Source organism: Bifidobacterium sp. wkB344 (assembly GCF_003688305.1).
Taxonomy (GTDB): domain Bacteria; phylum Actinomycetota; class Actinomycetes; order Actinomycetales; family Bifidobacteriaceae; genus Bombiscardovia; species Bombiscardovia mizhiensis.
The window spans coordinates 104,894-130,803 of record NZ_NPOQ01000008.1; the positions used below are offsets into that span (position 1 = coordinate 104,894).

The following is a 25,910-nucleotide window of genomic DNA, read 5'->3' on the forward strand; positions in this document are numbered from 1 at the left end:
AGGTTCTTTCGGAAGGCCAGGGCGGTTGGCTCTGACCTCCTGGACCCTAGGCCCACGGCCGTCAGGGAGGGTCGGAACGCCTGTGGGCAAATGCGTGTTGGCGTATACGACCTGCGCTAGAGTTGAGCGTAACGTGAGTGACGGGAGCATACTGTGAGCGAGATTGCCCAGAATGACAATTTCAATGACAAGACCAACATCAAGGTCGTTGGTGTTGGTGGAGCCGGTGGCAATGCTGTCAATCGCATGATCGCCGAGGGTCTGCAGAATGTCGAGTTTGTTGCCATCAATACCGATGCCAAGGATCTCCTGCGCTCAGAAGCCGATGTAAAGATCTCCCTTTCTGATGCCAACAGTCGCGGCCTGGGGGCCGGAGCCGATCCGGAGAAGGGCGCCAAGGCTGCCCAGGACCATCAGTCTGACATTGAAGAGGTTCTCAAGGGCGCCGATATGGTCTTCGTCACTGCAGGGGAGGGCGGCGGCACAGGCACTGGCGCCAGCCCACTGGTGGCGCGTGCAGCCCGTCAGCAAGGTGCGCTCACCATCGCCGTAGTCACCCGGCCATTCACCTTTGAGGGACCTAGGCGCTCCGCTTCCGCCGAATCGGGCATCGAGAACCTGCGCAAGGAGGTCGATGCCCTTATCGTTATCCCCAATGACCGGCTTCTGGATCTCTCGGATCGCACGGTCTCGGTCATGGATGCCTTCAAGACCGCCGACACGGCTCTGCTGGCCGGCGTTCAGGGCATCACCGACCTGATCACCATGAACTCCTATATTCACGTGGACTTCTCCGATGTCACCGCCATCTTGAAGGATGCCGGCACCGCCCTCTTCGGCATCGGCGCAGCCAGGGGTGAGGATCGAGCCACCCAGGCCGCCGAGATCGCCATCTCCTCCCCGCTCCTGGAGGAGAGCATCGAGGGTGCCCATGGGGCCCTGATCAATGTGGCCGGCCCCACCGACCTGAGCATGCAGGAGGCATCCGCTGCCGCCCAGCTGGTCCAGGATGCCATCCATCCCGAGGCACAGATCATCTGGGGCCTGGCCTTGGACGACGCCTACGGGGACGAGGTGCGGGTCACGGTCATCGCCGCCGGATTCGATCCCACACCAAAGAAGGACGAGACCCAGGTCACTGCAGTGGACACGACCGCCGCACCGGCAGCGGCCACCCCGGTCCAAGAGCCCCAGCAGCCGCTGACAACCCCTTCCGTTCAGACGGAATCCGATGAGACCTCCGAACACGATGTGGTGCCCCCAGCCTCCGGCGACGACGGCACCTCCGACCCGGGATATCTGGATATCCCTGACTTTCTGCGGTAATCAGGCGAAGGAGCAGGTATGGCAGGATTGATGAAGAACGCAATGTCCTTTTTCGGCATGTCGGACGTTGTGGACGACGATGACGACGACCTGGCCGATGATGAAGAGGCCAGCGATGGCTTCGACACCGATCACTCTGTGACTCCTATGGCTCCGCAATCCACGTCCAGCAGCCAGGAGACCGAGTCCACGCCCTTCCAGAGCCGGATCAACCGCATCACCACCATCCATCCCAAGTCCTACGAGGATGCCCAGATGGTCGGCAGGGCCCTGCGGGACGGGGTGCCGGTGGTCCTCAACCTGACCGGCGTGTCCGAGTCGGTGGCCTACAGGATCGTCGACTTCTCCGCCGGCGTGGTCTTCGGGGTACGCGGGTCCATTGAGCGGGTCACCCCTAGGGTCTTCCTGCTCAGTCCTGCACAGGTCAACATCAAGGTGGAGGAGCCCGAGTCAGGCTCTTCTGCCAAGGGGCTTTTCGCCCAGTGAGCGATGCCCCGATAGACGTGTCCGCAGGAGCCTAAAGACGCATGCTTGTTCCTTTTCTTCGATATCTGGTAGACATCTTCATCGATACCTACCTGTTGATTCTCTTTGTACGGATGATTCTTGACTGGGTCATGGTTTTGTCGCCACGCTGGTACCCCCGTGGCTTCGTAGCCTCGCTCATTCAGGTCATCTATGCCTTGACCGAGCCGCCCCTGCGTTGGCTGCGTCGGTATATTCCGCCTCTGCCCATGGGCAGGATCCAGCTTGACGTCTCCTTCATGGTGCTCTACGCTGCCCTGATCATCATCCAGGTGCTGCTGGGGTAAGAGCAAGACCGCGGATACGGCAGACTCCGTGCTAGCATGCAGTAAGAGAACACAATCGGGCTGGTTGGCCTGAAGCGAGGTGGAGAAACATATGGCTCTATTGACGCCTAATGACATAAGGGAGCATACCTTCCAGACAGTGCGGTTTAAGGAAGGCTACGACGTCGACGAGGTCGACGACTTCCTGGATCAGGTCACCGATACAGTTGAAGCTTTGGGTAAGCAGGCCATGCAGGGCAACGCCGCTTCCACCCAGTCCTTGGGTACCGATGTGGCCTCGCTGAACTCCAAGATTTCCGACCTGACGGCACAGGTGGAATCCCTGCAGACGGAAAACAGGGATCTGAAGCAGGCCCAGGGTTCAGCCGCTCAGCAACAGCCTGCCGTGGACGCCCAGACCAAGCGACTGCTGGCCGAGTCCCAGAGCCAGGTCAAGACCCTGGCCTCGCAGAACGATCAGCTCAAGCGCCAGGTCGAGCAGCTCAACTCCCAGATCGACCAGCTTACCGCCCAGGCCGCTGCGGGCAACAACACCCAGGCGCTGACCAACCAGCTGACGGCCATGCAAAAGGAGCGCGACCAGGCCCGCCAGCAGGTCCAGGCGCTGACCAACCAGCTCAATGCCTCCCAGCAGAGCATGGCCACGGCCCGCCAGCAGGTCACCCAGGCGCAGAAGGCTTCTCAGGAGCAGCAACAGCGCACCGAGCAGCTGAACAAGGAGCTGGAGGAGTCCCGCAAGCGCGAGGAGCAGCTGCGCCAGCAGGTCTCCAAGGCCGAGCCTTCCACCGAAACGGGCAGCCTGCAGCGGATCGCGGGCGCCGGCGCCGAGGCCAGCAGCGAACCCGAGAGGGCCACCGCCATGCTCACCCTGGCCATGCAGTTGCACGACCAGTACGTAGACAAGGGCAAGGCCAACGCCTCCCAGCTGGTTGCTGAGGGTCACGCCCAGCACGACGACATCGTCAAGAAGGCAGAGGATTACTCCAAGAGGACGCGCGCCGAGGTGGACGAGTACTCCAAGCGAGTCCACTCCGAGGCTGATGGCTACTCGCAGCGTGTACGTTCCCAGGCCGACGAGTACTCGGTCAAGACCCGTTCGGATGCGGACGCCTATTCCAAGCGTCAGCACACCCAGGCCGACGAGTACGAGACCCAGGTGCAGACCCGGGCGCAGGAGTACGACAAGAACACCCGCGACAGCGCCGACCGCTATGCCGCCGATGTCAAGAACAAGCTCATGGATCAGTCCAAGGTTCTGGAGGAGAACATCCAGGGACTCAAGCAGTTCGAGGCGGGCTACCGCAGCAAGCTGACCGAGTTCCTCAACCAGCTCATCAACCAGATCTCGGACACCAGCAATTACCAGTCCATGGAAAAGAAGTCCGAACAGGCCCACTGATTCCATCCGGTAATGACCAAGAACACATACAAGAGACGGCTGCGCGGGCGCGTGGCCGTCTTCGTCGCTCTGGCGGCAGTGGCCATAGCCCTGGATCAGGTAACCAAGGCCCTGGCCCTGGCCCGGCTGGGCAACGGTGTCAGAGTGGCTCTGCCTGGACCGTTGCGTGGACTGCGTCTGGTACGGAACCCCGGGGCCTCCCTTGGATTGGGGTCCGGGAGTACCTGGGTCATATCCCTGATCGCCCTGGCCGCCTGTCTGCTCATTATTGCTCTGGCTCTGCGCACCACCTCCATGGTCTGGATCATGGCCCTCTCCCTGGCCTTCTCCGGGGCGGCAGGCAATCTGATCGACCGGGTGGCCTATGCATCAGGTTTTCTTGACGGTGCCGTGGTCGACTTTCTGGACTACGGCTGGTCGGTGGGCAATGTGGCCGACATCTATCTGACTCTGGCCGGTGTTGTCGTGGTGGTGCTCATTGCCTGCAATGTGCGCTTCAGCGACAGGGACAAGCCAAAAGAACATGGGGGAGCGGCCAAGTGACCCGGCTTCTTCCCGCGCCGGATGCCCTGGTGGGTCGGCGCCTGGATATGGCCCTGTCCAAGATGCTGGGCCTGTCCAGGGCCAAGGCCAGCGATCTGGTTGCCCAGGGCCATGTGCGGATCATGGGCCGTCGGGTGAACAAGGCCACCACCCTGATGAGTGGCGATCTGATTGAGCTGGACGAGCCCGAGCCAACCAAACAGGTGGAACCGGTGGCCGAGGACATGCCCGTGGTCTATGAGGACGAGGACGTGGTCGTCGTCGACAAGCCAGTGGGGGTGGCAGCACATCCCTCCATAGGCTGGACCGGACCAACCGTTCTAGGCAGCCTCCTGCAGCGGGGCACCCACATCACCTCCATGGGGGCCCAGGGCCGTCAGGGTATCGTCTCCCGCCTGGACGCGGGCACCAGCGGCCTCATGCTGGTCTGCAAGTCCGACCTGGCCTACAAGGAGATGCGTCGGCAATTCGCCCGGCATGAGGTGGTCAAGATCTACCACGCACTGGTTCAGGGCAATCTTTCCGAGGATAAGGCCACCATTGAGGCCCCCATCGGACGGGCCCGGGTCTCGGATTTCCGCTTCACGGTCACTCCTGCCGGCAAGGAGGCCATCACCCACTGGGATGTGCTGGAACGCTTCGGCTCGGCCACCCTGGTCAGCGTCAATCTGGAGACCGGGCGCACCCATCAGATACGCGTGCACTTCTCCTCCATAGGCCACCCCCTGGTGGGCGACCACATGTATGGGGCCAACCCCGACCTGGCGGACAGACTGGGCCTGAAGCGGCAGTGGTTGCACGCCATGCGTCTGGAATTCCGCCATCCCCGCACCAAGATCTGGACCACAGTGGTCTCCTCCTACCCGGCCGACCTGCGCCGCTCCCTGCAGATCGAGCGTCAGAGCGCCACTGGTATACGCAGCTAGCGGACTCCGGCGATTCGGCCAGGGTCCTGGGTAAGTTGGAGATATGTCCTCAACCCGGTCAGATTTTGTTCATCTTCACACCCATACCCACTATTCCACCTTGGACGGGGCCAGCAGGATCCCTGACCTGGTTGCCGAGGTGGGACGGCTGGGACAACCGGCCGTGGCCATCACCGACCACGGCAACATGCACGGGGCCTACGAGCTTTGGCGGACGGCCGTGGATGCCGACATCAAGCCCATCATCGGCATCGAGGCCTACGTGACCCCTGAGACGGCTCGCCAGGACAAGAGCCGGGTTCACTGGGGAACCGACGAGCAGCGTTCTGACGATGTCTCCGGCGGCGGCTTCATCACCCACATGACCCTTTGGGCCAGCGACGACACGGGCCTGGTCAACCTGATCAAGGCCTCCTCGGTGGCCAATCTGGAAGGCCTGGTCGGCAAATGGCCCCGCATGGACAAGGACCTGCTGTCCACCTACCACCAGGGGGTCATCGCCACCACCGGCTGCCCCTCGGGCATCGTCCAGACCAGGTTGCGGCTGGGCCAGTTCGACGAGGCCCTGAGGGCCGCAGGGGAGTTCCAGGACATCTTCGGCAAGGAGAACTACTACGTGGAGCTTATGGACCACGGGCTGGAGATCGAGCATCGGGTGACCAAGGACCTGCTGGAGATCGCCCGTCGTCTGGATGCGCCCCTGGTGGCCACCAACGACTCGCACTATGTGCGCAAGGAGGATGCCTCGGCCCAGGATGCCCTGCTCTGCATCAACTCGGGATCCCGGCTGACCGACCCCGGCCGCTTCAAGTTCGACGGTAGCGGCTACTACATCCGCTCGGCCCAGGAGATGCGCGAGATCTTCAAGGAGTTCCCTGAAGCCTGTGACAACACCCTGGAGATCGCGGAGCGCTGCAACGTCATGTTCGACGACCACGAGGACGGGGCCTTCATGCCGCGCTTCGACTGCCCGGAGGGCTGGGATGAGACCTCCCTCTTCCTGAAGAAGGTGGACGAGGGGCTGAAGAACCGCTACCCGGACGGGGTGCCCGAGGAGGTCTCCCACCAGGCCGACTACGAGTGCGGGGTCATCTGCCAGATGCAGTTCACCGGATACTTCCTGGTGGTGGCCGATTACATCAACTGGGCCAAGAACCACGGGATCATGGTGGGGCCCGGCCGTGGGTCGGCGGCAGGTTCCATGGTGGCCTACGCCATGGGCATTACCGAGCTGGACCCGCTCAAGCACGGGCTGATCTTCGAGCGCTTCCTCAACCCCGAGCGCGTCTCCCTACCTGATATCGATGTGGACTTCGACCCCGAGGGACGCATGAAGGTCCTGGACTACGTGGGCCGCAAATACGGCTCTGACAAGGTGGCTCAGTGCGTGACCTACGGCACCATCAAGACCAAGCAGGCCCTGAAGGACTCGGCCAGGATCATGGACTATGAGTACTCCGTGGGCGACCAGGTCACCAAGGCCCTGCCACCGACGGTCAACGGGAAGGACATGAGCCTCAAGGAGATCTTCGACCCCCAGTCCAAGCGCTACCCGGAGGCCAAGGAGTTCCGCGATCTGTACGAGTCCAACCCGGATGTCAAGCGGATCACCGAGGAGGCCAAGGGCATCGAGGGCATCATCCGCCAGACCGGCGTACACGCCTGCGCCACCATCATGGCCTCCAACCCCATCACCAATACCTCGCCCTTGATGGAGCGCACCGACGGCACGGTGACCACCACCTTCGAGTACCACACCTGCGAAACCCTGGGGCTGGTCAAGATGGACTTCCTGGGGCTGTCCAACCTGACGGTCATCAGGGACACGGTCGCCAACATCAAGCGCAACGGCAAGGAGCCCATCAGCATCGAGAAGGTTCCCCTGGACGACAAGGAGACCTACCAGCTGCTGTCCCGGGGCGACACCCTGGGCGTCTTCCAGCTCGATGGCGACGGGATGCGATCCCTGCTGCGCATGCTCAAACCCGATAACTTCAACGACATATCCGCCCTGATCGCCCTCTACCGGCCAGGGCCCATGGATATGAACTCGCACATCAACTACGCCAAGCGCAAGAACGGGCTGCAGAAGATCGAGCCCATCCACCCCGAGGTGGCCAAGCCCCTGGCTGGCGTGCTGGACGAGACCTATGGTCTGATCGTCTACCAGGAGCAGGTCCAGTCCGCAGCCCGAATTCTGGCCGGCTACTCTTTAGGTCGAGCCGATGTGCTCCGAAGGGCCATGGGCAAGAAGAAACCTGACGTCCTGGCCAAGGAGCAGGTCCCCTTCTTCGAGGGCATGAAGGAGCACGGCTACTCCCAGGAGGCTGCCCAGGCAGTCTGGGACGTCCTGGTGCCCTTCTCCGGCTACGCCTTCAACAAGGCGCACTCCGCGGCCTACGCCCTGATCGCATACTGGACCGCCTACCTGAAGACCCACTATCCGGTGGAGTTCATGGCCGCCCTGCTGCAGAACGAGAAGACCAACAAGGACAAGACCGCCCTCTACCTGGGCGAGGCCAGAAGGATGGGCATCCGCATCCTGGCGCCTGACATCAACGAGTCCGTGTCCGAGTACTCCGCTGTCGGCGACGTGGTCCGCTTCGGCCTGGGAGCCATCCGCAATGTGGGTGACAAGGTGGTGGCGGACATCATCAAGGAACGCCAGGGGCCCCGCGGCAAGTATGTCAACTTTATGGACTTCGTCAAGCGAGTGCCCATGGAGGTGCTCAACAAGCGAACCGTGGAATCACTGATCAAGGGCGGCGCCTTCGACGGCATCGACCCCAACAGGAGGGCCCTCTTCCAGATTCATGACGAGGCCGTCGACCAGGTCATGCCCATCAAGCGCAAGCAGGCCGAGGGCCAGTTCGATCTCTTCGCCGACCCCGATGACGACGTGCCCCAGCAGGATGCCTTGGGCGACGCCCAGGTGACCGTGCCCGACATCGACGAGTGGGACAAGTCCACCAAGCTCAACTTCGAGCGGCAGATGCTGGGCCTGTACGTGTCTGACCATCCGTTGAGTGGCATGACCTCGGTTCTGGCTGGCATGCGGGACATGTCCATCGCCCAGCTGCTCAACCGGTCCAAAGGCATGGATGGCAAGGCGGTGACCCTGGCTGGGCTGGTCACGGCTGTTGACCGACGGGTCTCCAAGAAGGGCAATCCTTGGGCCATCGTCACCATTGAGGACCTGGAGAGCTCCATCCAGTGTATGTTCTTTGGCAAGGTCTACGATGCCCACTCCGACGACCTGGTCCTGGACTCGGTCATCCGAGTGAAGGGTGTGGTCGAGCTGCGTGACGAGGCCACCAACATCCGCGTCAACGATATGGAGGTGCCCGTCCTGGAGTCGGCGGACGAGCGACCGCTGACCATCACCCTGCCCAGGCAGGCCCTGGATCGGGGGCACATGGAGCGGCTGGCCCGGATACTCAAATCCCATCCCGGCTACTGCCAGGTCCGTCTGGCGGTCACCGACGACCGGGGCAACGTCCGTTTGCTGACCTTTGGCGACGGATTCCGCACCAGGCACGACACCTCTATGATGGCCGAGATCAAGTCCGTCTTCGGGCCCTCCTGCCTGCCGTCAGCCTAGGATGCGCCCGGAACCGTCTCACCATTTGGGACGGCGGTGAGTCGCTGGCTTTGGCGACACAAAAGTTCACTACCATCAAAGTATGTCAAAGCTCATGATGAGAACCATGGATCTGCGCGGGAAAACCATGTCCCGCGCCCAACTCCTCGCCGCCATGCCCCGAGCCGATATGGGTACCCGGGAGGCCAGCGCCCAGGTGCAGCCCATACTGGACCAGGTGCGTGAGCATGGGGCCGCGGCTTTGCGCGACCTGGAGGAGAGGTTCGACCATGTGCGCCCCCATGATCTGAGGGTCCCGGCATCGGCCATGCAGGAGGCCTTGGACGGGCTGGACCCCAAGGTCAGGGCGGCAATCGAGGAGTCCGTTAGCCGCATCCGCAAGGTCTGCACCACCCAGGTGCCCAAGCCCATGGCCACCGACCTGGCACCCGGCGCCCGGGTTAGCGAGCGGTGGATCCCGGTTCAACGGGTGGGTCTGTATGTGCCGGGAGGCAAGGCTCTGTATCCCTCCTCGGTCATCATGAACGCGGTCCCCGCCCAGATTGCCGGTGTCGATTCCCTGGCTGTGGCCACTCCTCCCGCCTCTGATGATCCCCGCGGTCTGCCAGCGGCCATCATCCTGGCCACCTGCGCCATCCTGGGGGTGGACGAGGTCTATGCCGTGGGCGGTGCCCAGGCCGTGGCCATGTTCGCATACGGGGCCAAGGGATCCGAGCCCCAGGACGGGGAGATTCTCTGCGATCCGGTTGACAAGATCACCGGCCCGGGCAACATCTTCGTGGCGACAGCCAAGCAGATGGTCTCCGGCATGGTGGGCATCGACGCCGTGGCCGGCCCCACGGAAATCGCTATTCTGGCTGACGGGCAGGCCAACCCCGACTGGGTTGCGGCAGACCTGATCGGCCAGGCCGAGCATGACGAGCTGGCCGGCTCGGTGCTGATCACCGACAGCCAGGATCTGGCCCAGGGTGTTCAGGAGGCTCTGGGGCGCAGGGTGCCTCGGACCGAGCATGCCGACCGGGTGCGCACCTCTCTGGGCGGCAACCAGTCGGGAATCATCCTGACCGACGGGATCGACCAGTCCATCGACGTGGCCAATGCCTATGCAGCCGAACATCTGGAGGTTCAGACGGCCGATCCTGATGCCGTCATCGACCGGATTCGAAACGCGGGCGCCATCTTCCGAGGCCCATACTCTCCTGTTCCCCTGGGCGACTACATGTCCGGGTCCAACCACGTCCTGCCCACCGGCGGAACCGCCCGGTTCGACGTGGCCCTGGGCGTCCACACCTTCATGAAGCCTGTCGAAGTCATCGAATATGACGAGGAGGGGCTCAAGCCCATCGCGGCCAAGATCAACGATTTCGCCGTAGCCGAGGATCTGCCCGCCCATGGCGAGTGCATCCTGAGCCGGTTCCTGGAAGACCCCTATGACAAGGCCGACCTGGAAGCCAACGAAGAGAAGGCCGGTCTGCGGTGAGTGCCATACCAGCCGATCTGCCCCTGCGCACGGACCTGGTGGGGGAGGAGCCCTACGGCGCCCCCCAGCTGGATGTCCCGGTCTGCCTGAACGTCAACGAGAACCCTTACCCCTTGGATCAAGAAGTGGTTGAGGCCATCTGCCAGCGTGTGCGCCAGGTGGCCCCCGGCCTCAATCGTTATCCGGACAGGGAGCATGAGGACCTGCGGCGGGCCCTGGCGGCTTACCTGAAGAAGGAATCAGGGACCTCGCTCCAACCCCAGCAGATCTGGGCGGCCAACGGGTCCAATGAGATCATGCTCCAGCTCTTCCAGGCCTTCGGCGGACCGGGCAGGACCGCCTTGGGCTGCGACCCGACCTACTCCATGTATCCCGAGTACGCCAGGGACACCTTCACCGACTGGGAACTGGCCCACCGGTTGCCTGATTTCAGCCTGGACATGGATACGACCATCGAACGCATCAAGGCTTTGAGGCCAGCCATGGTTCTGGTGACCAGCCCCAACAATCCCACGGGGACGCCCCTGCCCATGGATCAGCTGACCAGGCTTCTTGAGGCCTGCTCCAAGGTTCCTGTAGCAGGCGCTGATCCGTCCGCGCGGCCCATCGTGGTCGTGGATGAGGCCTACATCGAGTTCCGGGATCCGGGCACGCCCTCGGCGGTCAGTCTGATCGGGCAGTACGACCATCTGGCAGTCAGCCGGACCATGTCCAAGGCCTTCGCCTTCGCTGGCGCCAGGGTGGGCTATTTGGCCGCATCACAGGGAATAGTCGACGCGGTCCGCATCGTCCGAATGCCCTACCACCTGAGTGCCCTGACCCAGGCTGCGGCCCTGGCTGCCCTGGAGCACACGGACCTCCAGCTGGCCCGGGTGGATCAGCTTCGCCGGACCCGTCGGCGGACCGCCCAGTGGCTGGCCGGACAGAAGTTCCATGGTCAGCCCTTGACGGTGGTGCCCTCGGCGTCCAACTTCATCCTCTTCGGCATCTTCCCCGACCGGGATGCCGTCTTCGAAGCCATGAAGGATGAAGGCGTGCTGATCCGGGCCGTGGGCCCCCAGGGCTACCTGAGGGTCTGCATGGGCACGGACGCGGAGATGGAGCGATTCCGTCAAACCCTGGTCCATGTTCTCAAGCGGTTCTAGGAGGATGCAGACCAGCCGAACGGCTATGCTGGTGGTCTAGACGCCGTGCAGAAGACACAGTGCGAACTGGAGAGCGCGGCAGAAAGCGGAGGAGCAGCAATGGCAGGCAGAACAGCCACCATCACCCGCCAGACCAGTGAATCCAAGGTGAGCCTGAGTCTGGACCTGGATGGCACCGGAGTGACCGATATCGACACCTCGGTTCCTTTTTATGACCATATGATGACGGCCCTGGGCAGGCATTCCCTGATCGACCTGACCGTCAAGGCCAGCGGGGACACCCAGATCGACGTCCATCACACCGTCGAGGACGTGGCCATCGTCTTTGGCGAGGCCCTGGCCCAGGCCCTGGGTGACAAACGGGGCATCAAGCGCTTCGCCGATGCCACCGTTCCCCTGGACGAGGCCCTGGCACGAGCCGTGGTCGACATTTCCGGCAGGCCCTATGCGGTCTGCACCGGCGAGCCTGAGGGGTTCGAGTATGCCATGATCGGCGGGCACTTCACCGGCTCCCTGGTCAGGCACGTCATGGAGTCCATCGCCCTGCATGCCGGCATCTGCCTGCATCTGACCCTCTTGTCGGGCAGGGATCCGCACCACATCGCCGAGGCTGAGTTCAAGGCTCTGGCCAGGGCCCTGCGCTTCGCCGTGGAGCCGGATCCCAGGGTGAAGGGGATCCCCAGCACCAAGGGGTCGCTATGAGTGCTGATGAACACGACAAGAATGACAGCGAGGATCAGGGCTTGCCGGATTCCGGCCATCATCTGAGCGAGGAAGAGGTCGAGCGGGCCCTGGCCAGCTTTGAGGCCGAGTTCAATGAAGGCCAGAATCAGGCGGATCAGCCCGTTGAACACTCCGGATCGGGCGTGGCTGACGAGGCCGGTTTGGATTCCGGGCCCGCTGACGAATCGTCGGTGGAACCGGACGGGGCTGATGGCGTTGCGGCCGATTTCGACCAAGAATTGGAAGGTCTGATCGGCAACCGGGCCAAGGCCGCTGTCATGGTGACCCGCCTGGCTTCGGCAGAGTTGCTGGCGGCCTTCTGCCAGATATCCGATATCTCGGCCTGGTGCATCCAGGCTCGTGAGGGTGCCGTGGCCGTCCTGAGAAACCTGGACGGGGACGGACCCGAGGCAGCCATCCGCGATCTGACCACCGTCGTATCCGGGCTCAGCGCCATCCTGGCGGTCAACCGGGCCGACAAGCTCGAAGTGACCCTCTGGATCAGCGGGCAGTCGGGGCAGACGCTTGCGCCGCCCATCCTCTTTGCCGCCACCGCCGACTTCGTGGAGGACCTGATGATCGGGACCACCACGGTGGACAGGCTGCGCCAGGATGGGGCCGCCATCTTCGACTCGGGGGAGTACAACCGCGAGAAGGCCATGGGCATCATCGCCTCGCACACCAGGTTCGGGGCCGGCGGATCGACTCGCCAGGGCCGCGTCGAGTAAACGTTCAGGCAAAAGACCTGCTAGGAGGAACATGACCAGGATACAGGTGCTTGACTATGGGTTCGGCAATGTCAGATCCATGGTGCATGCCCTCTCCCAGCTGGGGGTCGATGCGCAGATCAGCGCCGACCCGCACCTGGCTATGAAGGCCGACGGCCTGGTCATTCCCGGCGTGGGAGCATACGGAGCCTGCATGGCAGGGTTGCGCGCTGTCGGCGGCGACCGGATCATCCTGGACCGTCTGGCCCAGGGCCTGCCGGTTCTGGGGGTCTGCATAGGCCTTCAGATCATGTTCCAGTTCGGGGACGAGGACGGCCGCAGCGAGCCCGGACTGGGCCTGATCCCCGGTCGGGTGACCAGGCTGGACGCTGACGTGGTGCCCCATATGGGTTGGGACCATGTCCAGGCGCCACAGGGAACACGACTGTTGGCAGGGGTCCAGGACCAGCGCTTCTACTTCGTCCACTCCTATGCCGCCATGGCGGTGCAGGGGGATGAACGGGCCGGCGTGGCGCACCCCGATCTGTCCCTACGAGTATCGGCGTTGAATGAACACAGCGACAGGCAGCCAGGGTCAACAGAGGGCGCATTATTCGGCGAACCGCTGGTTACCTGGGCCACTTATGGGCGCAGCAGGTTCGTGGCCGCCTATGAATGCGGTCCCTTGAGCGCCACCCAGTTCCATCCTGAAAAGTCCGGTCAGGCCGGGGCGCGGCTGCTGACCAATTGGGTGCGGACCCTTCCCGGGGCTTCCGGAATCCCCTCCGAGAAAGGTGAATGAGATGCTGACGCTCCTACCCGCTGTCGATGTCCGCGACGGAAAGGCGGTCCGCCTCAGGCAAGGGGTCTCCGGCTCCGAGAAGGTCTACGGCGAGCCTGCCGATGCGGCCAAGGCCTGGGTCGACCAGGGTGCCCAGTGGCTCCACCTGGTGGATCTGGATGCAGCCTTCGGCACTGGCGACAACCGCGACAAGCTGGCCGCCCTGGTCAGCCAGCTGGGAGATCGCGTCAAGGTGGAGTTGAGCGGCGGCATCCGTGACGATGCCAGCCTGGAGGCCGCCCTGGATGCAGGTGCCACCCGGGTCAACATCGGCACGGCGGCCCTGGAGGACCCGGAGTGGACCAGCCAGGTTCTGGCTCGCTACGGGCAGAGGGTCTGCGTGGGTCTGGACGTGCGCGGACACACCCTGGCCGCACGGGGCTGGACCAGACAGGGCGGAGATCTCTTCGAGGCCATGGAGCGACTGGACCGGGACGGGTGCAGCCGGTACGTGGTCACCGACGTGACCCGCGACGGGATGATGACCGGCCCCAACCTGGATCTGCTGGGACAGGTGGCTGACCGGACCCCGGCCAGGGTGACGGCATCGGGCGGCATATCCAGCCTGGATGACCTGAGCCACATCCTGGATCTGGTGGATCGGGGCGTTGACAGCGCCATTCTGGGCAAGTCCCTCTATGAGGGGGCCTTCACCCTGGGGCAGGCACTGGATCTGGTCTCGGGGCATTGTTAACGCTATAAGCAAGTCTGCGAAATATAGGAATGGGAGCATAAGCTCTATGGATAAGCAAGAGGAGTTCGCGCTGCGCACCGTCGAGGAGCGCGATGTCCGGTTCATTCGTCTCTGGTTCACCGATGTCTTGGGAACCCTGAAGTCGGTGGCCATAGCGCCCACCGAGCTGGAGGTGGCCTTCGAGGAGGGGCTGGGCTTTGACGGCTCGGCCATCGAGGGCATGACCAGGGTCTCCGAGGATGACATGATCGTCAAGCCCGACCCGTCCACCTTCCAGATCCTTCCCTGGAGGGGAGGGCCGCAGGGCACAGCCCGGATCTTCTGCGACGTGCTCACCCCGGATGGCGAGCCCAGCAGCGGGGATCCCCGGCACGTGCTCAAGCGGGCCCTGGCCAAGGCCAAGGAGAAGGGCTTCATCTTCTATACCCACCCGGAGATTGAGTTCTACCTGTTCGAGAACCAGGAGGACTGGTCCCAGACCCCGACCCCCATCGACGAGGGCGGATACTTCGACCATGTGCCCCGCAGCCCGGGGATGGATTTCCGCCGGGCCTGCGTCAATATGCTGGAGCAGATGGGCATCTCGGTGGAGTACTCCCACCACGAGGCCGGACCGGGGCAGAACGAAATCGACCTGCGCTATGCCGACGCCCTGACCACCTCCGACAACATCATGACCTTCCGGACCGTGGTCAAGGAGATCTCCCTGGAGCGGGGGATCTACGCCAGCTTCATGCCCAAGCCCTTCACCGACCAGCCGGGATCGGGCATGCACACCCATCTGAGCCTGTTCGAGGGGGACACCAATGCCTTCTACGAGGTAGGCCAGGAGTTCAACATGTCCCAGACGGCCCGGCAGTTCGCCGCCGGCATCCTGGCCCACGCGGCCGAGATCTGCGCGGTGACCGACCAGTACGTCAACTCCTACAAGCGTCTCTGGGGCGGGGCCGAGGCGCCCAGCTACGTCTGCTGGGGGCACAACAACCGGTCCGCCCTCCTGCGCATACCCCAGTACAAGCCCGGCAAGGGCAACTCGGCCAGGATGGAGTTCCGCGGGCTGGATCCGGGGGCCAACCCCTATCTGGCCTATTCGGTGCTGCTGGCCGCCGGCCTGGACGGGATCGAGCAGAAGATGACCCTGGGCGAGCCCACCAGCGATGATGTCTGGGAGCTGACCGACGCCGAGCGGCAGGCCATGGGCATCGAGCCCCTGCCTGACAGTCTGGACGCGGCGCTCAAGGTCATGGAGAAGTCGGACTTCGTGGCCCAGGTGCTTGGCGAGCAGACCTTTGAGTATTTCCTGCGCAACAAGCACCGGGAGTGGGCCGGATACAGCCGGCAGGTCACCCCCTACGAGCTGGCCTACTACCTGCCCAGGCTTTGAAACCGGGGCTCACTGGTCCGATCGGCCGAACCAGTTGTTGTAGATGATGACGAAGTTGCGGTTGCCGTAGCTGGAGCAGCGGTCGCCTTCGCCGTCGCCTGCCTGCAACGCTGCCTCGTTGGGCTGGTAGGGCGTATAGATGTAGAGCAGGGCGGTGGCGTCGTTCTCGATGTAGACCTTGCCGCTGCCGCAGGAGGCATCGGGGCTGAAGCGCACATCGTTCAGGGCTTTGGTCTGGTAGGCATACTGGTCCCGATGGGCCTGGTAGTAGCGGAATCGGTGGGCGGCCCCGTAGACCTGATTGAAGAATCCGGCATAGCGGGTGTCGCAGTCTGCATCGTCTGGGCAGGAAAGGCCCATGGCCGACTTGAGCTGGACCTGTGTGGGGGACTGGTTGGTGGCCACCAGATGCTGCTCCTTTTGCAGCATGGTCAGGAGGACCTTCTGGCTGATTCCACAGGAGCGGGCGGCACCGTCGATGATCTGAGCCGCGCTCTGCCTCTTGCCGCCCTTGTAGGCATCACATAGACCGTCACCGGGACGGTCGGGGACATCCATCTGCAGGCTGCGCAGGCAGGTGGATCCGCTGCATGAGGCCTCATGGTTGTTTAAAAAGTCCTGGACATCGTCGGCGTTCATATCGACGGTGTCATGGAAGCGGTGATTGGTGATGATTTTGCCTGGATTGAAAACGTACTCCTGGGACAGCTCCTCCTGGTGGCGGATGACGCGGCCGACCATCAGCCGGTAGGAGACGAAGCGGACAGCCAGGATGCACAGGGCGACCACCAGGACTATGGCCATCAGGGCGGCCCCCAGGGTCTGCGCGCGGCGGAGGGTCATCCGTCTGCGTTTGGTGCTGCCCCTGCGTGATCGTCCCGATGGTTTTGTGCTCATGGCTTTCCTTCCAGCACCTTCCTGATCCGTTGCAGGCTGACAGGGATGGCCGTCCCCAGCTCCTGGGCCCAGATGGAGACAAAGTACTCCTCCATCATCCAACGTCCCCTTCGCGCACGGTCCATGGCCTGGTCTCGTCCGGGACCGGCGGGCAGGGCCTGGGCCGCCTTGGCCGCCTGGTCCACCAGATCCTGGGCGGTCTGCGCCTGCCATGCCCATCGTACGTCACGGTCCTTGTCCCTGCGGGCCTTGTTCAGGCGCATCAGGTCCGCCTTCAGATATGTGCGCAGGCGGGGAAGGGCGTAGGGCGGGTCGGCGCCGATGAAGCCCTTGGCCACCAATCCGCCGGCGTGCTGGCGGATCCACTGCAGGACCGAGAGCAGGGGGAGATCGGCGGGGCCAGACACGGCCTTGTCCACCTGGGCCGAGGTCTCCAGAATGGCGACCACATCCTTGGCAACCTGATACACAGTATCCTCGTAGACCTGGCTGACGCCGGCCACAGCCTCCTGCAGGGACCGGTCGTCGGTGATGGCCTCGGTGTGGGGGATCAGGCGCTTGACAGCGGCCATCTGCAGGTCCTCGGCAAGGGCGGAGGTGTCCGGGTAGGGGGCCGAGGCCAGCATCAAGGCCTCCCGGCTCAGCCAGCGCGAGGAGATCCTTTGGGCAGGCAGGTGGAGCTTGCCCAGGGCGGCCTGCCAGATCAGCTCCTCTCGCGGTTTGGTGGTGGCGCCGGACTGGTGAAGCAGGTCGGCGCTCTTGACCACCTGGCCCTGTCGGGCGGCCTTGCTGGCCTGGGAGTCAACCCGGGACCGGGCCGACTGCCGGGCCTGTCCGGCCAGGTCGCGCTGCAGGTCGGTCAGGGACTTGGACCGGCCCAGGATCTTGGGATGGCCGTGGCGCCGTTTCTCCTCCACCTGGAAGGTGGGCCGCAGATAGTCGGGCAGTCGTTCCAGCCTGGCCTGGGTGAAGACCTCTGGGTGTAGCTGGGCTCCGACCGTATCAATGGCCGCGGCGGTGAAGGCCTGCTCGAAGTCCGGCCAGCCCTCGGCGGGGATGACTTCTGCACCGGTTTCGTTCCCGGACGCAGACTGCTGGTCAGCCGATCCGTAGGTGGCCTGCTCTGCCGAGTCAGGATCGGCGCCGGGCAGCAGGGGATAGTGGCCGTCTATCCAGGCGCGGATGGTTCGGGCGGCATCAGGGGCGGGGACGAACTGGACCCGCAGGGCCTTGGGCAGGGACTTGATGGTGGCTGTGATCAGGTCATCCAGGAGGCCGGGCACAGTCCAGCTGAACTGTCCGGGCGTCAGCTGGTTCAGGCAGTGCAGGGGGATGTGGACCGTGATGCCGTCGTCCGGCTCTCCCGGCTGATAGCGGTAGGTCAGGGGCAGATCCATGGGCCGGCCGTCGGTGCCCAGGGTGTGCCAGTGGTCGGGGTAGTCTCCGGGTCGGTAGGAGGCGGACTGGTCGTTCAGGCGCTCCACCTTGTCAGGGTCGAAGTCCAGCAGGTGGGGGTCCGCATCGTGGTGCCGCCGCCACCAAGAGCCCAGTGCGGCCAGGGAGGTGGCCTCCTGGGGAATGCGCTCCTGGTAGAAATCGTAGAGGTCCTCCTCGGTGACGGTGCCGGTCACCTGGCGGGTTCGGCTGGTTCGCTCGCCAGCCTCGCTGAGCACCTGCCGGTTGGCCTGGATGAAGCCGTCATGCGGGAAGCGCTCGCGCACGTCGCCTTCGACCAGGCCCTGGCGTATCAGCATGTCCCTGGCCTGGCCGGGGTTGATCCGGGCCCACTGGACCATCCTGTCGCGCACGATGGGCAGGCCGTAGAGCAGGACCTTGGAAGTTGCGACCGCGGCACCACGGGAAGCCGACCAGTGGGGTTCGGCGTAGGTGGTCCTGGTCAGGGACTTGGCCAGGGGTTCGGCCCAGGCCGGATCGATGGCCGCGCAGCAGCGAGCCCAGAGCCTGGAGGTCTCCACCAGCTCGGCGGCCATGATCCAGGGCGGATTGGCCTTGGAGAGCGCAGATCCGGGGAAGATGGCGAAATGCGTGCCGCGCGCCCCCTGGTAGTCGTTCTTGGCCTGCCGGCGCGCCCGCTTCATGGCCTTGGCCCGGGCCGCGCCATGCAGGCCGGCGAAATCGGAGGCCTTGGGCTCGTGGATCACCTGCATGCCCAGGCTGGAGAGCAGGCCGGCCAGCATGGAACGATGGATGCCCTGGTCGTCCCAGGAGCAGACCAGGGCGTGTGCCGCCTGCTGCTCCATAGGCAGGGCCAGCAGAGCCTGGTCCGGACCCTTGACGGGGACGGGGGAGCCTACCTTCATGTGCAGGCCTCGGCACATCTGGGCCAGCTGCCGGTAGAGGTCATGCCACTGCCGCATGCGTAGGAAGGCCATGTACTCCTGCTTGCAGGCCTTGCGCAGGGTCCCGTTGGAGGGCTCCTTGTCCTGTGGGAAGAATCGGTTCCAGATGTTCAGGGCGGTCAGGAAGTCGCTGGAGGGGTCCTCGTAGCGGGCGTGGATCCGGTCGGCCTCCTCGCGCTTCTCCTCCGGGCGCTCACGAGGGTCCTGCAGGGAGAGGAAGGCCACGACCACCAGAACGGCGGCCAGGGTGTCCGGGGTGGCGTCCTGACCGGCCTGCAGGATCATTCTGCCCAGGCGGATGTCGATGGGGATTCTGGCCAGCCGCCGTCCCAGGCTGGTCAGGCGGATGAGGCCCTGCTGGCGGGATATGGCCTGCAGCTCGGTCAGCTCCCGTAGACCGTCGCTGACTGCTCTGGTGTCGGGCGGATCGATGAAGCCGAAGTCGGTGACATCCTCGGCCGTATGGGCCACACCCACCGAGAGCATGTGCAGGATGACCGACCCCAGGGAGGTGCGCAGGATCTCTGGGTCGGTGAACTTGGGACGGGTGTCATAGTCGTCCTTGGCATACAAGCGGATGGCGATGCCGTCGGCCACACGTCCACAGCGGCCTGCACGCTGATCGGCCGAGGCCTGGGAGATGGGCTCGATAGGCAGCCGCTGGACCTTGGCCGACTTGGAATAGCGGCTGATTCTGGCCAGTCCAGGATCCACCACGTATCGGATGCCCGGCACCGTCAGGGAGGTTTCGGCCACGTTGGTGGCGATGACGATGCGCTGATGGCCGTGGCTTTCGAAGACCCGGTGTTGTTCCTTGGCGGACAGGCGGGCGAAGAGGGGGATGATCTCCAGGGCGTCAGGACGGCGCATGTCGGAGGTCCGCGGGCCGAAGTGGCGCCGCAGGGCGGTCTCGTACTCCCGGATGTCGCGCTCGCCGGCGGCGAAGACCAGGATGTCCCTGGGGCCGTCGACATGGGTGGAGTGGATGACCAGTTCGGCGCAGGCCCGGGCCACCGCCTTGGGTATGTCCGGCTCTTCCCTGTCTTGGCCCTCCTCCTCGGAGTCGAACCCAGGGACATGCCGCATCAGGGCAGGGGCCGATCCGGCAGGCTCGTAGAGGGTCTGGACCGGATAGGTGCGGCCGGAGACCTCCAGCACGGGCACCTGGGTGTGCAGGGCCTTGGCGAAGTGATCCCGGAACTTGACCGAATCGATGGTGGCCGAGGTGATGATCAGTTTCAGATCGGGCCGTTTGGGCAGCAGGGCGGTCAGATACCCCAGCAGAAAGTCGATGTTGAGGCTGCGCTCGTGGGCCTCGTCGATGATGATGGTGTCGTAGGCCCGCAGTTGCGGATCGCCCTGGATCTGCGCCAGGAGGATGCCGTCGGTGACCACTCGCAGGCGGGTGCTTCGGCTGGACTTGTCGGTGAAACGCACCTGGTAGCCGATCTGGTCGCCCAGCCTGGTGCCCGTCTCCGAGGCGATGCGCTCGGCTACGGTTCTGGCGGCGATCCTCCTGGGCTGGGTGTGCACAATCTGGTGGCCGTGGTCGCCACGGCCCATTTCCAGGAGGATCTTGGGGATCTGGGTCGTCTTGCCCGAGCCGGTCTGGCCCGAGACGATGACCACCTGGGAGGACTGCACGGCATGGACGATGTCCTCCTTGGCCGCGCTGATGGGCAGCTCGGCTGGATACTCGAACCTCATGCCCGGCCCACCTCGATGACCCGGTAGCCCTTGGCTGAGGCGTACTTTTCCGCCGTCCAGCCGGAGCCCAGGGTGTCAGCCAGCCAGGGAATCAGGGAGTCGGCACCCAGGTTGCGCTGGACCACCAGATAGGCACGGCCCTGGGGCTTCAGCCTGGGCAGGTAGGTCATCAGCAGGTCGTGCAGGGCCGCCTTGCCCACCCGGATGGGCGGATTGGACCAGATCAGGTCGAAGTGCAGATCGTCCGGCACCTGTTCCGGGGTTAGGGTGCGCACCCTGTCAAGACCCTGGGTTTGTGCGTTGCGGGCGGTAAGGTCCAGGGCTCGCAGGTTGGTGTCCACAGCGTAGACATCAGCCTTGGGCGACTGCATGGCCATGCTCAGGGCGATGGGCCCCCAGCCGCAGCCCAGATCCAGAAATTCGCCCTCGGCCGGAGGCAGGGGGACGCGTTTGAGCAGGACCGAAGTGCCCAGGTCAAGCCTTCCTGACGAGAAAACCCCGTGGGAGACCTCCACCGGGCAGGTACGGCCGGCCAGCTCCACCTGGATGGTCCGCCGCTGGTCGGGGGAGGCCGGACGGGCTACGAAGTACTGTTCGCCTCCGTCCGTCCCGGTCCTGGAGGATTGTCCCCGGCTGCTGCCATGGTCCCTGTGCGTCATGTCCATCCTGTCCGTCTTCGAATCCTGCCCGTCCCTCGGGCACTCACTGATGTCTGCTAAGAAGATGATAATAAAGACTGTGTCATGATTCCGCCTATACCGGATTCGTTCCCTAGTTCATAAACCAGTGCAGAGGTGCCTTTGACCCAAGAACAACCCACCCAAGAGCTTGGCCCAACAGTTGTCGATGCCCACCAGGACCCGCTCGCCCACAAGTCCGAGGTGCTGACCGGCAGCGAGGGGCAGGTCGGGCAGGACCAGGATCAGGAATGGCAGGAGCGCAGCCGGCGCAACGCCTTCCGCCATGTCGAGGGGCTGGGCGAGCTCCAGGACGTGACCGAGGTGGAGTACCGGAAGGTCCGTCTGGAGCGGGTGGTCCTGGTCGGCGTCTGGTCGGGTTCGCGGACCACGGTCGGTCAGGCCGAGGAGTCCCTGCGCGAGCTGGCCGCCCTGGCACGGACTGCCGGGGCTCAGGTGCTGGATGGCTTGCTCCAGCAGCGGGTCAAGCCCGATCCGGCCACCTACCTGGGTTCAGGCAAGGCGCGGGAGCTGGCGGATATCGTGGCCCGGCTGGGTGCTGACACCATCATCACCGATGACGACCTTCATCCCTCCCAGCGACGGGCCCTGGAGGATGTCACCAAGGTCAAGGTGGTCGACAGGACAGCCCTGATCCTGGACATCTTCGCTCAGCACGCCACTAGTCGTGAGGGTAAAGCCCAGGTGGAACTGGCCCAGCTGGAGTACATGTTGCCCAGGCTGCGCGGCTGGGGCGGATCCCTCTCCCGGCAGGCCGGGGGACAGGCTGCCGGGCAGGCCGGCGGCATAGGCTCTCGAGGCCCAGGTGAGACCAAGATCGAAACCGACCGGCGGGTCATTAGACGACGGATTTCCCGGTTGAAGCGTCAGATCGCCCAGATGGCCCCCTCGCGTCAGGTCAAGCGTGGATCCCGTCGGCGCTACCAGCTGCCGGCAGTGGCCGTGGTGGGGTACACCAATGCCGGCAAGTCTTCGCTGACCAACCGGTTGACCGGGTCCGAGGAACTGGTGGAGAACGCCCTCTTCGCCACCCTGGATACGGCCGTCAGGCGCACCAAGGCGGCGGACGGTCGGCTCTACGTCTACGTGGACACGGTCGGGTTCGTCCGCCGCCTGCCCACTCAGCTGGTCGAAGCCTTCAAATCCACCCTGGAGGAGGTGGGTCAGTCCGACCTGATTCTGCACGTCGTGGACGGCTCCCACCCCGATCCTTTTGGGCAGATCAGGGCTGTGGATGCCGTGCTGGCAGACATCCCCGGCGCTGAGTCCATTCCCCGTCTGCTGGTTTTCAACAAGGTTGATCTGATCGATCAGGATGCCCGGCAACGGCTCGCCAACCTTGAGCCTGATGCCTTTTTGGTCTCGGCCAGGCAGGGTCGGGGCCTTGAGTCCCTGCGCAGACGAGTGGAGGAGCTGCTGCCCGCCCCCGCCGTGCATGTCGAGGCCATCCTGCCCTACACCAGTGGCTCCCTGCTGGAACAGGTGCGGCAGTTGGGACGGGTGAATTCGTTGGAATACCGGGCCGATGGGGTTGCGCTGAGCGCTGATGTGGACGACCGGCTGGCGGCTGCCGTGCTTGATCAGGCCATCGACGAGAAGCCCTTGCAGGCTTCAACAGGTGACACGCCAGCAGCCGGGTTGGGCTCCTAAGGGGCAGGTGCACGCCAGGTCACCTATGCTGGGTAAACTACGTATGTTGTCAGCGGCAAACCCGTTTCCCGGGTTCCGATAAGAGAGGTCCATAAAACTATGGCGGAATCATCAATCAAGCCAACCAAGCTAGCGATCGTAGGAGCCGGTGCCGTGGGGTCGACCCTGGCCTTCTCGGCGGCCCAGCGCGGTGTGGCTCGGGAGATCGTCCTTGAGGATATCAACGCCCAGCGTGTTGAGGCCGAGGTCCGCGACATGCAGCACGGATCCAGCTTCTACCCCACGGTCACCATCGACGGCTCGGACGATCCGCAGATCTGCGCCGATGCCGACATGGTGGTCATCACTGCCGGAGCCAGGCAGAAGCCGGGGCAGACTCGGCTTGACCTGGCCGGCGCCACCATCAACATGATGAAGTCCATCATTCCTCAGATGGTCGAGGTGGCCCCCAATGCCATCTTCCTGCTGATTACCAACCCCGTCGACATCGTGACCAGGGTTTCCCTGGAGCTATCCGGGCTGCCGGTCAACCAGATGTTCGGTTCGGGCACCAACCTGGACTCCGCCCGCCTGCGCTACCTGATCGGCCAGCAGACCGGGGTCAACGTCAAGAACGTCCATGCCTACATTGCCGGTGAGCACGGCGACTCCGAGGTCCCCCTCTGGAGTTCGGCCACCATCGGCGGCGTGCCCATGTGCGACTGGATGGAGCTGCCCGGCCATGAGCCCCTGGACGCGGCCAAGCGCGAGGAGATCCACCAGGAGGTGAAGAACGCCGCCTACCAGATTATCGAGGGCAAGGGGGCGACCAACTTCGCCATCGCCATGTCCGGCGTGGACATCATCGAGTCCATCCTGAACGGCACTGACCGAATCCTGCCGGTCAGCTCTCTGCTGGAGGACTTCCACGGGATCTCCGACGTGTGCATGTCGGTGCCCAGCGTGCTCAACCGTGACGGGGTCAACACCCACATCAACACCCCTCTGAGCGACGGCGAGCTGGCCGCTCTGAAGCGTTCCGCCGAGACCCTCAAGGAGACGGCAAGCAAGTTCGGTTTCTGAGTATTTCTTCGAAGACTCTTGCCTTATGACCCCTGGTGACATACTTTGGTGACTGATGAATCGGGGTATGCATGAGCGCTCATGAAGGTGGTGTCCAGGGTGGTGGCGGATCCGCCCATCGTAGACAGTTGCTGATGACCCTGGCGCTGACGGGATCGGTCTTCGTGGCTGAAGTTGTCGGCGCCGTGGTCACCCGTAGCCTGGCTCTGCTGGTCGATGCCGGGCACATGATGACCGACATGGCTGTGCTGATCGCCTCCACGGTCACTGCCGTGTTGATGGAGCGTCGCCCCACGAACCGACGTACCTGGGGCTGGTCCCGTCTGGAGGTCATCACGGCGGCTGGCGGTGCTCTGGTTCTGCTAGCTGTGGGCATCTACGCCATTGTGGAGGCCGTCTTGCGACTCTGGTCACCTGGGCGGGATCAGGTCCATCAGCAGGGGCTGCTGCTCTTCTTCGGCATTTTGGGCCTGGCTGCCAATGTAGGGTCCATCCTGGTCCTGGCCTCCGGGCATAAGGACAACTTGAACATGCGTGCCGCTTTTCTCGAAGTGGTCAACGACGCATTGGGCTCGGTGGCGGTTCTGATATCAGCTGTGGTCATGATGATCACCGGTTGGGCCGGGTTCGATGCCGTGGCGGGAGCCCTGATCGCTCTGCTGATGATTCCCCGCGCAATCAAGCTCCTGGCCAGCAGCGTCTCTGTGCTTCTTGAGGAAACCCCGCCGGAGCTCGACATGGCCAAGGTCAGGAAGCACCTGGAGGGTGTGCCTGGCGTACTTGAGGTTCATGATCTGCATGCCAACAGCGTTTCCACTGGTCTGCCGCAGCTGACGGCACATGTGGTAGTGCGTCAGGGCACGACGGCTGTCGAAAACGAACGTATTCTGACCAGCATGCAACGCTGTCTGCGCGATCATTTCCCGGTCTCGGTCGAACACACGACCTTTCAGATAGAACCACAGGGCCACCGTAACAGCAGCGGCGAGCACTTGGATATGTAACCCTCAGACCTTGCGCAGAACGGTGACCACCTTGCCCATGATGACGGCGTGGGTGCCGTCAATGGGGGAGTAGGCCGGGTTGTGCGGAATCAGCCAAACGTGGCCCTCCTCGCGGCGGAAGGTCTTAACCGTGGCACCATCGTCCAGCAGGGCTGCAACAATATCTCCGTTCTCGGCCTCCTGCTGACGGCGGACGACGACAAAGTCTCCGTCGCAGATGGCGGCATCGACCATGGAATCCCCATGGACCTCAAGCATGAAGAGCTCGCCGGATCCGGTCAAACGTTCCGGCAGACGCATGACATCGTCCACATGCTGTTCGGCCAGAATGGGCTGGCCGGCGGCAATTCTGCCGACCAGGGGTACATCGCGCGACTGCATGATGGCCTCGTCGGCCTTTGTGTCAGGGAAAGGAACGATTCTGGCGGTTCCTGCGGTCGGCTCAGGATGGTTCTGGACCAGTTCTATGGCACGGCCCTTGTTAGCAGTCAGACGAATGTAACCCAGATCCTGCAAGACCTGAAGTTGGTGCTTGACAGAAGAAGTACTGCGCAGTCCCGCGTCTCTGCCGATCTCCCTGTAGGAGGGCACGAATCCGCGCTCTGACAGGTGACGCTTGATGGCTTCCAACACCCTGGCCTGGCGATCGGTGAGCTCAGGCCTGGATCCTTGATTTTGGCTCTCGAAGCTGACAGCGTTTTCTTTCGCTTCGTTTTTGGCTGAGGTCTCGGCCTTTTCCTGAGAGGTTGCGTTGTCAGTGGTAGTGGACTGGCTGGCGGAGCTCATGGTCGCAGACCCGGCAAAGGGGATGGTGCTCACTGATGGCTCCTTTCCTTGGAAACTGAACCCAGCTTAACCTGCCTGAAGTGAAAAATCAAACAAATGTTCGAATCGGTCTTGCCAAATGACGACTACGGTGCCACAATGAGAACATCTGTTCGATAGAACAAA

21 protein-coding genes are annotated in these 25,910 nt (G+C 63.7%); 17 read left to right on the forward strand and 4 right to left on the reverse strand.

All coding sequences use genetic code 11. The features are described 5' to 3' along the window. Nucleotides 1-153 precede the first annotated feature (153 nt). From ftsZ to glnA, 14 genes are all read left to right on the forward strand, one after another. Nucleotides 154-1,326 carry a cell division protein FtsZ gene (gene ftsZ / locus CI601_RS01115; RefSeq protein ID WP_121913998.1) on the forward strand — a complete coding sequence of 391 codons (1,173 nt, stop codon included), beginning with the start codon at nucleotides 154-156 and terminating at the stop codon, nucleotides 1,324-1,326. Between the two features lie 18 nt (nucleotides 1,327-1,344). Next, nucleotides 1,345-1,812, forward strand: coding sequence for a cell division protein SepF (locus tag CI601_RS01120; RefSeq protein ID WP_121913999.1), 468 nt, complete (start codon nucleotides 1,345-1,347; stop codon nucleotides 1,810-1,812). 41 nt (nucleotides 1,813-1,853) lie between these two features. Continuing rightward, nucleotides 1,854-2,138 (forward strand): YggT family protein, encoded by a 285-nt coding sequence (locus CI601_RS01125; protein WP_024627245.1) that lies wholly within the window; start codon nucleotides 1,854-1,856, stop codon nucleotides 2,136-2,138. A gap of 91 nt (nucleotides 2,139-2,229) precedes the next feature. Further along, nucleotides 2,230-3,537 (forward strand): DivIVA domain-containing protein, encoded by a 1,308-nt coding sequence (locus CI601_RS01130; RefSeq protein ID WP_121914000.1) that lies wholly within the window; start codon nucleotides 2,230-2,232, stop codon nucleotides 3,535-3,537. Between the two features lie 12 nt (nucleotides 3,538-3,549). Next, nucleotides 3,550-4,080: a signal peptidase II gene (locus CI601_RS01135; protein ID WP_121914001.1), complete on the forward strand. Its 531-nt coding sequence runs from the start codon at nucleotides 3,550-3,552 to the stop codon at nucleotides 4,078-4,080. Beyond that, nucleotides 4,077-5,006 (forward strand): RluA family pseudouridine synthase, encoded by a 930-nt coding sequence (locus tag CI601_RS01140; protein WP_121914002.1) that lies wholly within the window; start codon nucleotides 4,077-4,079, stop codon nucleotides 5,004-5,006. The genes CI601_RS01135 and CI601_RS01140 overlap by 4 nt, the downstream gene beginning before the upstream one ends. A gap of 43 nt (nucleotides 5,007-5,049) precedes the next feature. Further along, complete coding sequence (gene dnaE / locus CI601_RS01145) at nucleotides 5,050-8,607, forward strand: DNA polymerase III subunit alpha (RefSeq protein ID WP_024627241.1); 3,558 nt, start codon at nucleotides 5,050-5,052, stop codon at nucleotides 8,605-8,607. An 82-nt stretch (nucleotides 8,608-8,689) separates the two neighbouring features. After that, nucleotides 8,690-10,087, forward strand: a complete 1,398-nt coding sequence (gene hisD / locus CI601_RS01150; RefSeq protein ID WP_121914003.1) for a histidinol dehydrogenase — start codon at nucleotides 8,690-8,692, stop codon at nucleotides 10,085-10,087. After that, a complete protein-coding gene (locus tag CI601_RS01155; RefSeq protein WP_121914004.1) occupies nucleotides 10,084-11,232 on the forward strand; it encodes a histidinol-phosphate transaminase in 1,149 nt (382 codons plus the stop codon). Before hisD ends, CI601_RS01155 begins: the two co-directional genes overlap by 4 nt. A gap of 99 nt (nucleotides 11,233-11,331) precedes the next feature. Next, the gene (gene hisB, locus CI601_RS01160; protein ID WP_121914005.1) at nucleotides 11,332-11,934 is read left to right on the forward strand and encodes an imidazoleglycerol-phosphate dehydratase HisB; all 603 of its coding nucleotides are present in this window, start codon (nucleotides 11,332-11,334) and stop codon (nucleotides 11,932-11,934) included. Then, nucleotides 11,931-12,683, forward strand: coding sequence for a hypothetical protein (locus CI601_RS01165; protein WP_121914006.1), 753 nt, complete (start codon nucleotides 11,931-11,933; stop codon nucleotides 12,681-12,683). The genes hisB and CI601_RS01165 overlap by 4 nt, the downstream gene beginning before the upstream one ends. Nucleotides 12,684-12,714: 31 nt before the next feature. Continuing rightward, on the forward strand, nucleotides 12,715-13,464 hold the full coding sequence (hisH, locus tag CI601_RS01170; protein ID WP_121914007.1) for an imidazole glycerol phosphate synthase subunit HisH: 750 nt from the start codon (nucleotides 12,715-12,717) through the stop codon (nucleotides 13,462-13,464). A gap of 1 nt (nucleotide 13,465) precedes the next feature. Beyond that, complete coding sequence (priA, locus tag CI601_RS01175; protein ID WP_121914008.1) at nucleotides 13,466-14,197, forward strand: bifunctional 1-(5-phosphoribosyl)-5-((5-phosphoribosylamino)methylideneamino)imidazole-4-carboxamide isomerase/phosphoribosylanthranilate isomerase PriA; 732 nt, start codon at nucleotides 13,466-13,468, stop codon at nucleotides 14,195-14,197. A gap of 46 nt (nucleotides 14,198-14,243) precedes the next feature. Then, complete coding sequence (glnA, locus tag CI601_RS01180) at nucleotides 14,244-15,581, forward strand: type I glutamate--ammonia ligase (protein ID WP_121914009.1); 1,338 nt, start codon at nucleotides 14,244-14,246, stop codon at nucleotides 15,579-15,581. A 9-nt stretch (nucleotides 15,582-15,590) separates the two neighbouring features. On the opposite strand, the gene CI601_RS01185 is transcribed toward glnA, so the two are convergent. Genes CI601_RS01185 through CI601_RS01195 form a run of 3 tightly spaced genes read right to left on the reverse strand, consistent with a single transcriptional unit; the run spans nucleotide 15,591 to nucleotide 21,204 of the window. Further along, nucleotides 15,591-16,478, reverse strand: coding sequence for a hemagglutinin (locus CI601_RS01185; protein WP_183129701.1), 888 nt, complete (start codon nucleotides 16,476-16,478; stop codon nucleotides 15,591-15,593). Then, a complete protein-coding gene (gene hrpA, locus CI601_RS01190; protein WP_121914010.1) occupies nucleotides 16,475-20,545 on the reverse strand; it encodes an ATP-dependent RNA helicase HrpA in 4,071 nt (1,356 codons plus the stop codon). The genes CI601_RS01185 and hrpA overlap by 4 nt, the downstream gene beginning before the upstream one ends. Then, nucleotides 20,542-21,204, reverse strand: coding sequence for a class I SAM-dependent methyltransferase (locus CI601_RS01195; RefSeq protein ID WP_121914052.1), 663 nt, complete (start codon nucleotides 21,202-21,204; stop codon nucleotides 20,542-20,544). Before CI601_RS01195 ends, hrpA begins: the two co-directional genes overlap by 4 nt. Before the next feature lie 222 nt (nucleotides 21,205-21,426). Between CI601_RS01195 and hflX the strand changes: the two genes are divergently transcribed. The 3 genes from hflX to CI601_RS01210 all read left to right on the forward strand — a co-directional run bounded on the left by hflX (nucleotide 21,427) and on the right by CI601_RS01210 (nucleotide 24,959). After that, nucleotides 21,427-22,893 carry a GTPase HflX gene (hflX, locus tag CI601_RS01200; RefSeq protein ID WP_121914011.1) on the forward strand — a complete coding sequence of 489 codons (1,467 nt, stop codon included), beginning with the start codon at nucleotides 21,427-21,429 and terminating at the stop codon, nucleotides 22,891-22,893. Nucleotides 22,894-22,992: 99 nt separating this feature from the next. After that, complete coding sequence (locus CI601_RS01205) at nucleotides 22,993-23,955, forward strand: L-lactate dehydrogenase (RefSeq protein WP_024627229.1); 963 nt, start codon at nucleotides 22,993-22,995, stop codon at nucleotides 23,953-23,955. Between the two features lie 71 nt (nucleotides 23,956-24,026). After that, nucleotides 24,027-24,959, forward strand: coding sequence for a cation diffusion facilitator family transporter (locus CI601_RS01210; protein ID WP_121914012.1), 933 nt, complete (start codon nucleotides 24,027-24,029; stop codon nucleotides 24,957-24,959). 3 nt (nucleotides 24,960-24,962) lie between these two features. Here CI601_RS01210 and lexA read toward each other — a convergent pair whose 3' ends face one another. After that, nucleotides 24,963-25,778, reverse strand: a complete 816-nt coding sequence (gene lexA, locus CI601_RS01215) for a transcriptional repressor LexA (RefSeq protein ID WP_229133102.1) — start codon at nucleotides 25,776-25,778, stop codon at nucleotides 24,963-24,965. Nucleotides 25,779-25,910: the final 132 nt, after the last annotated feature.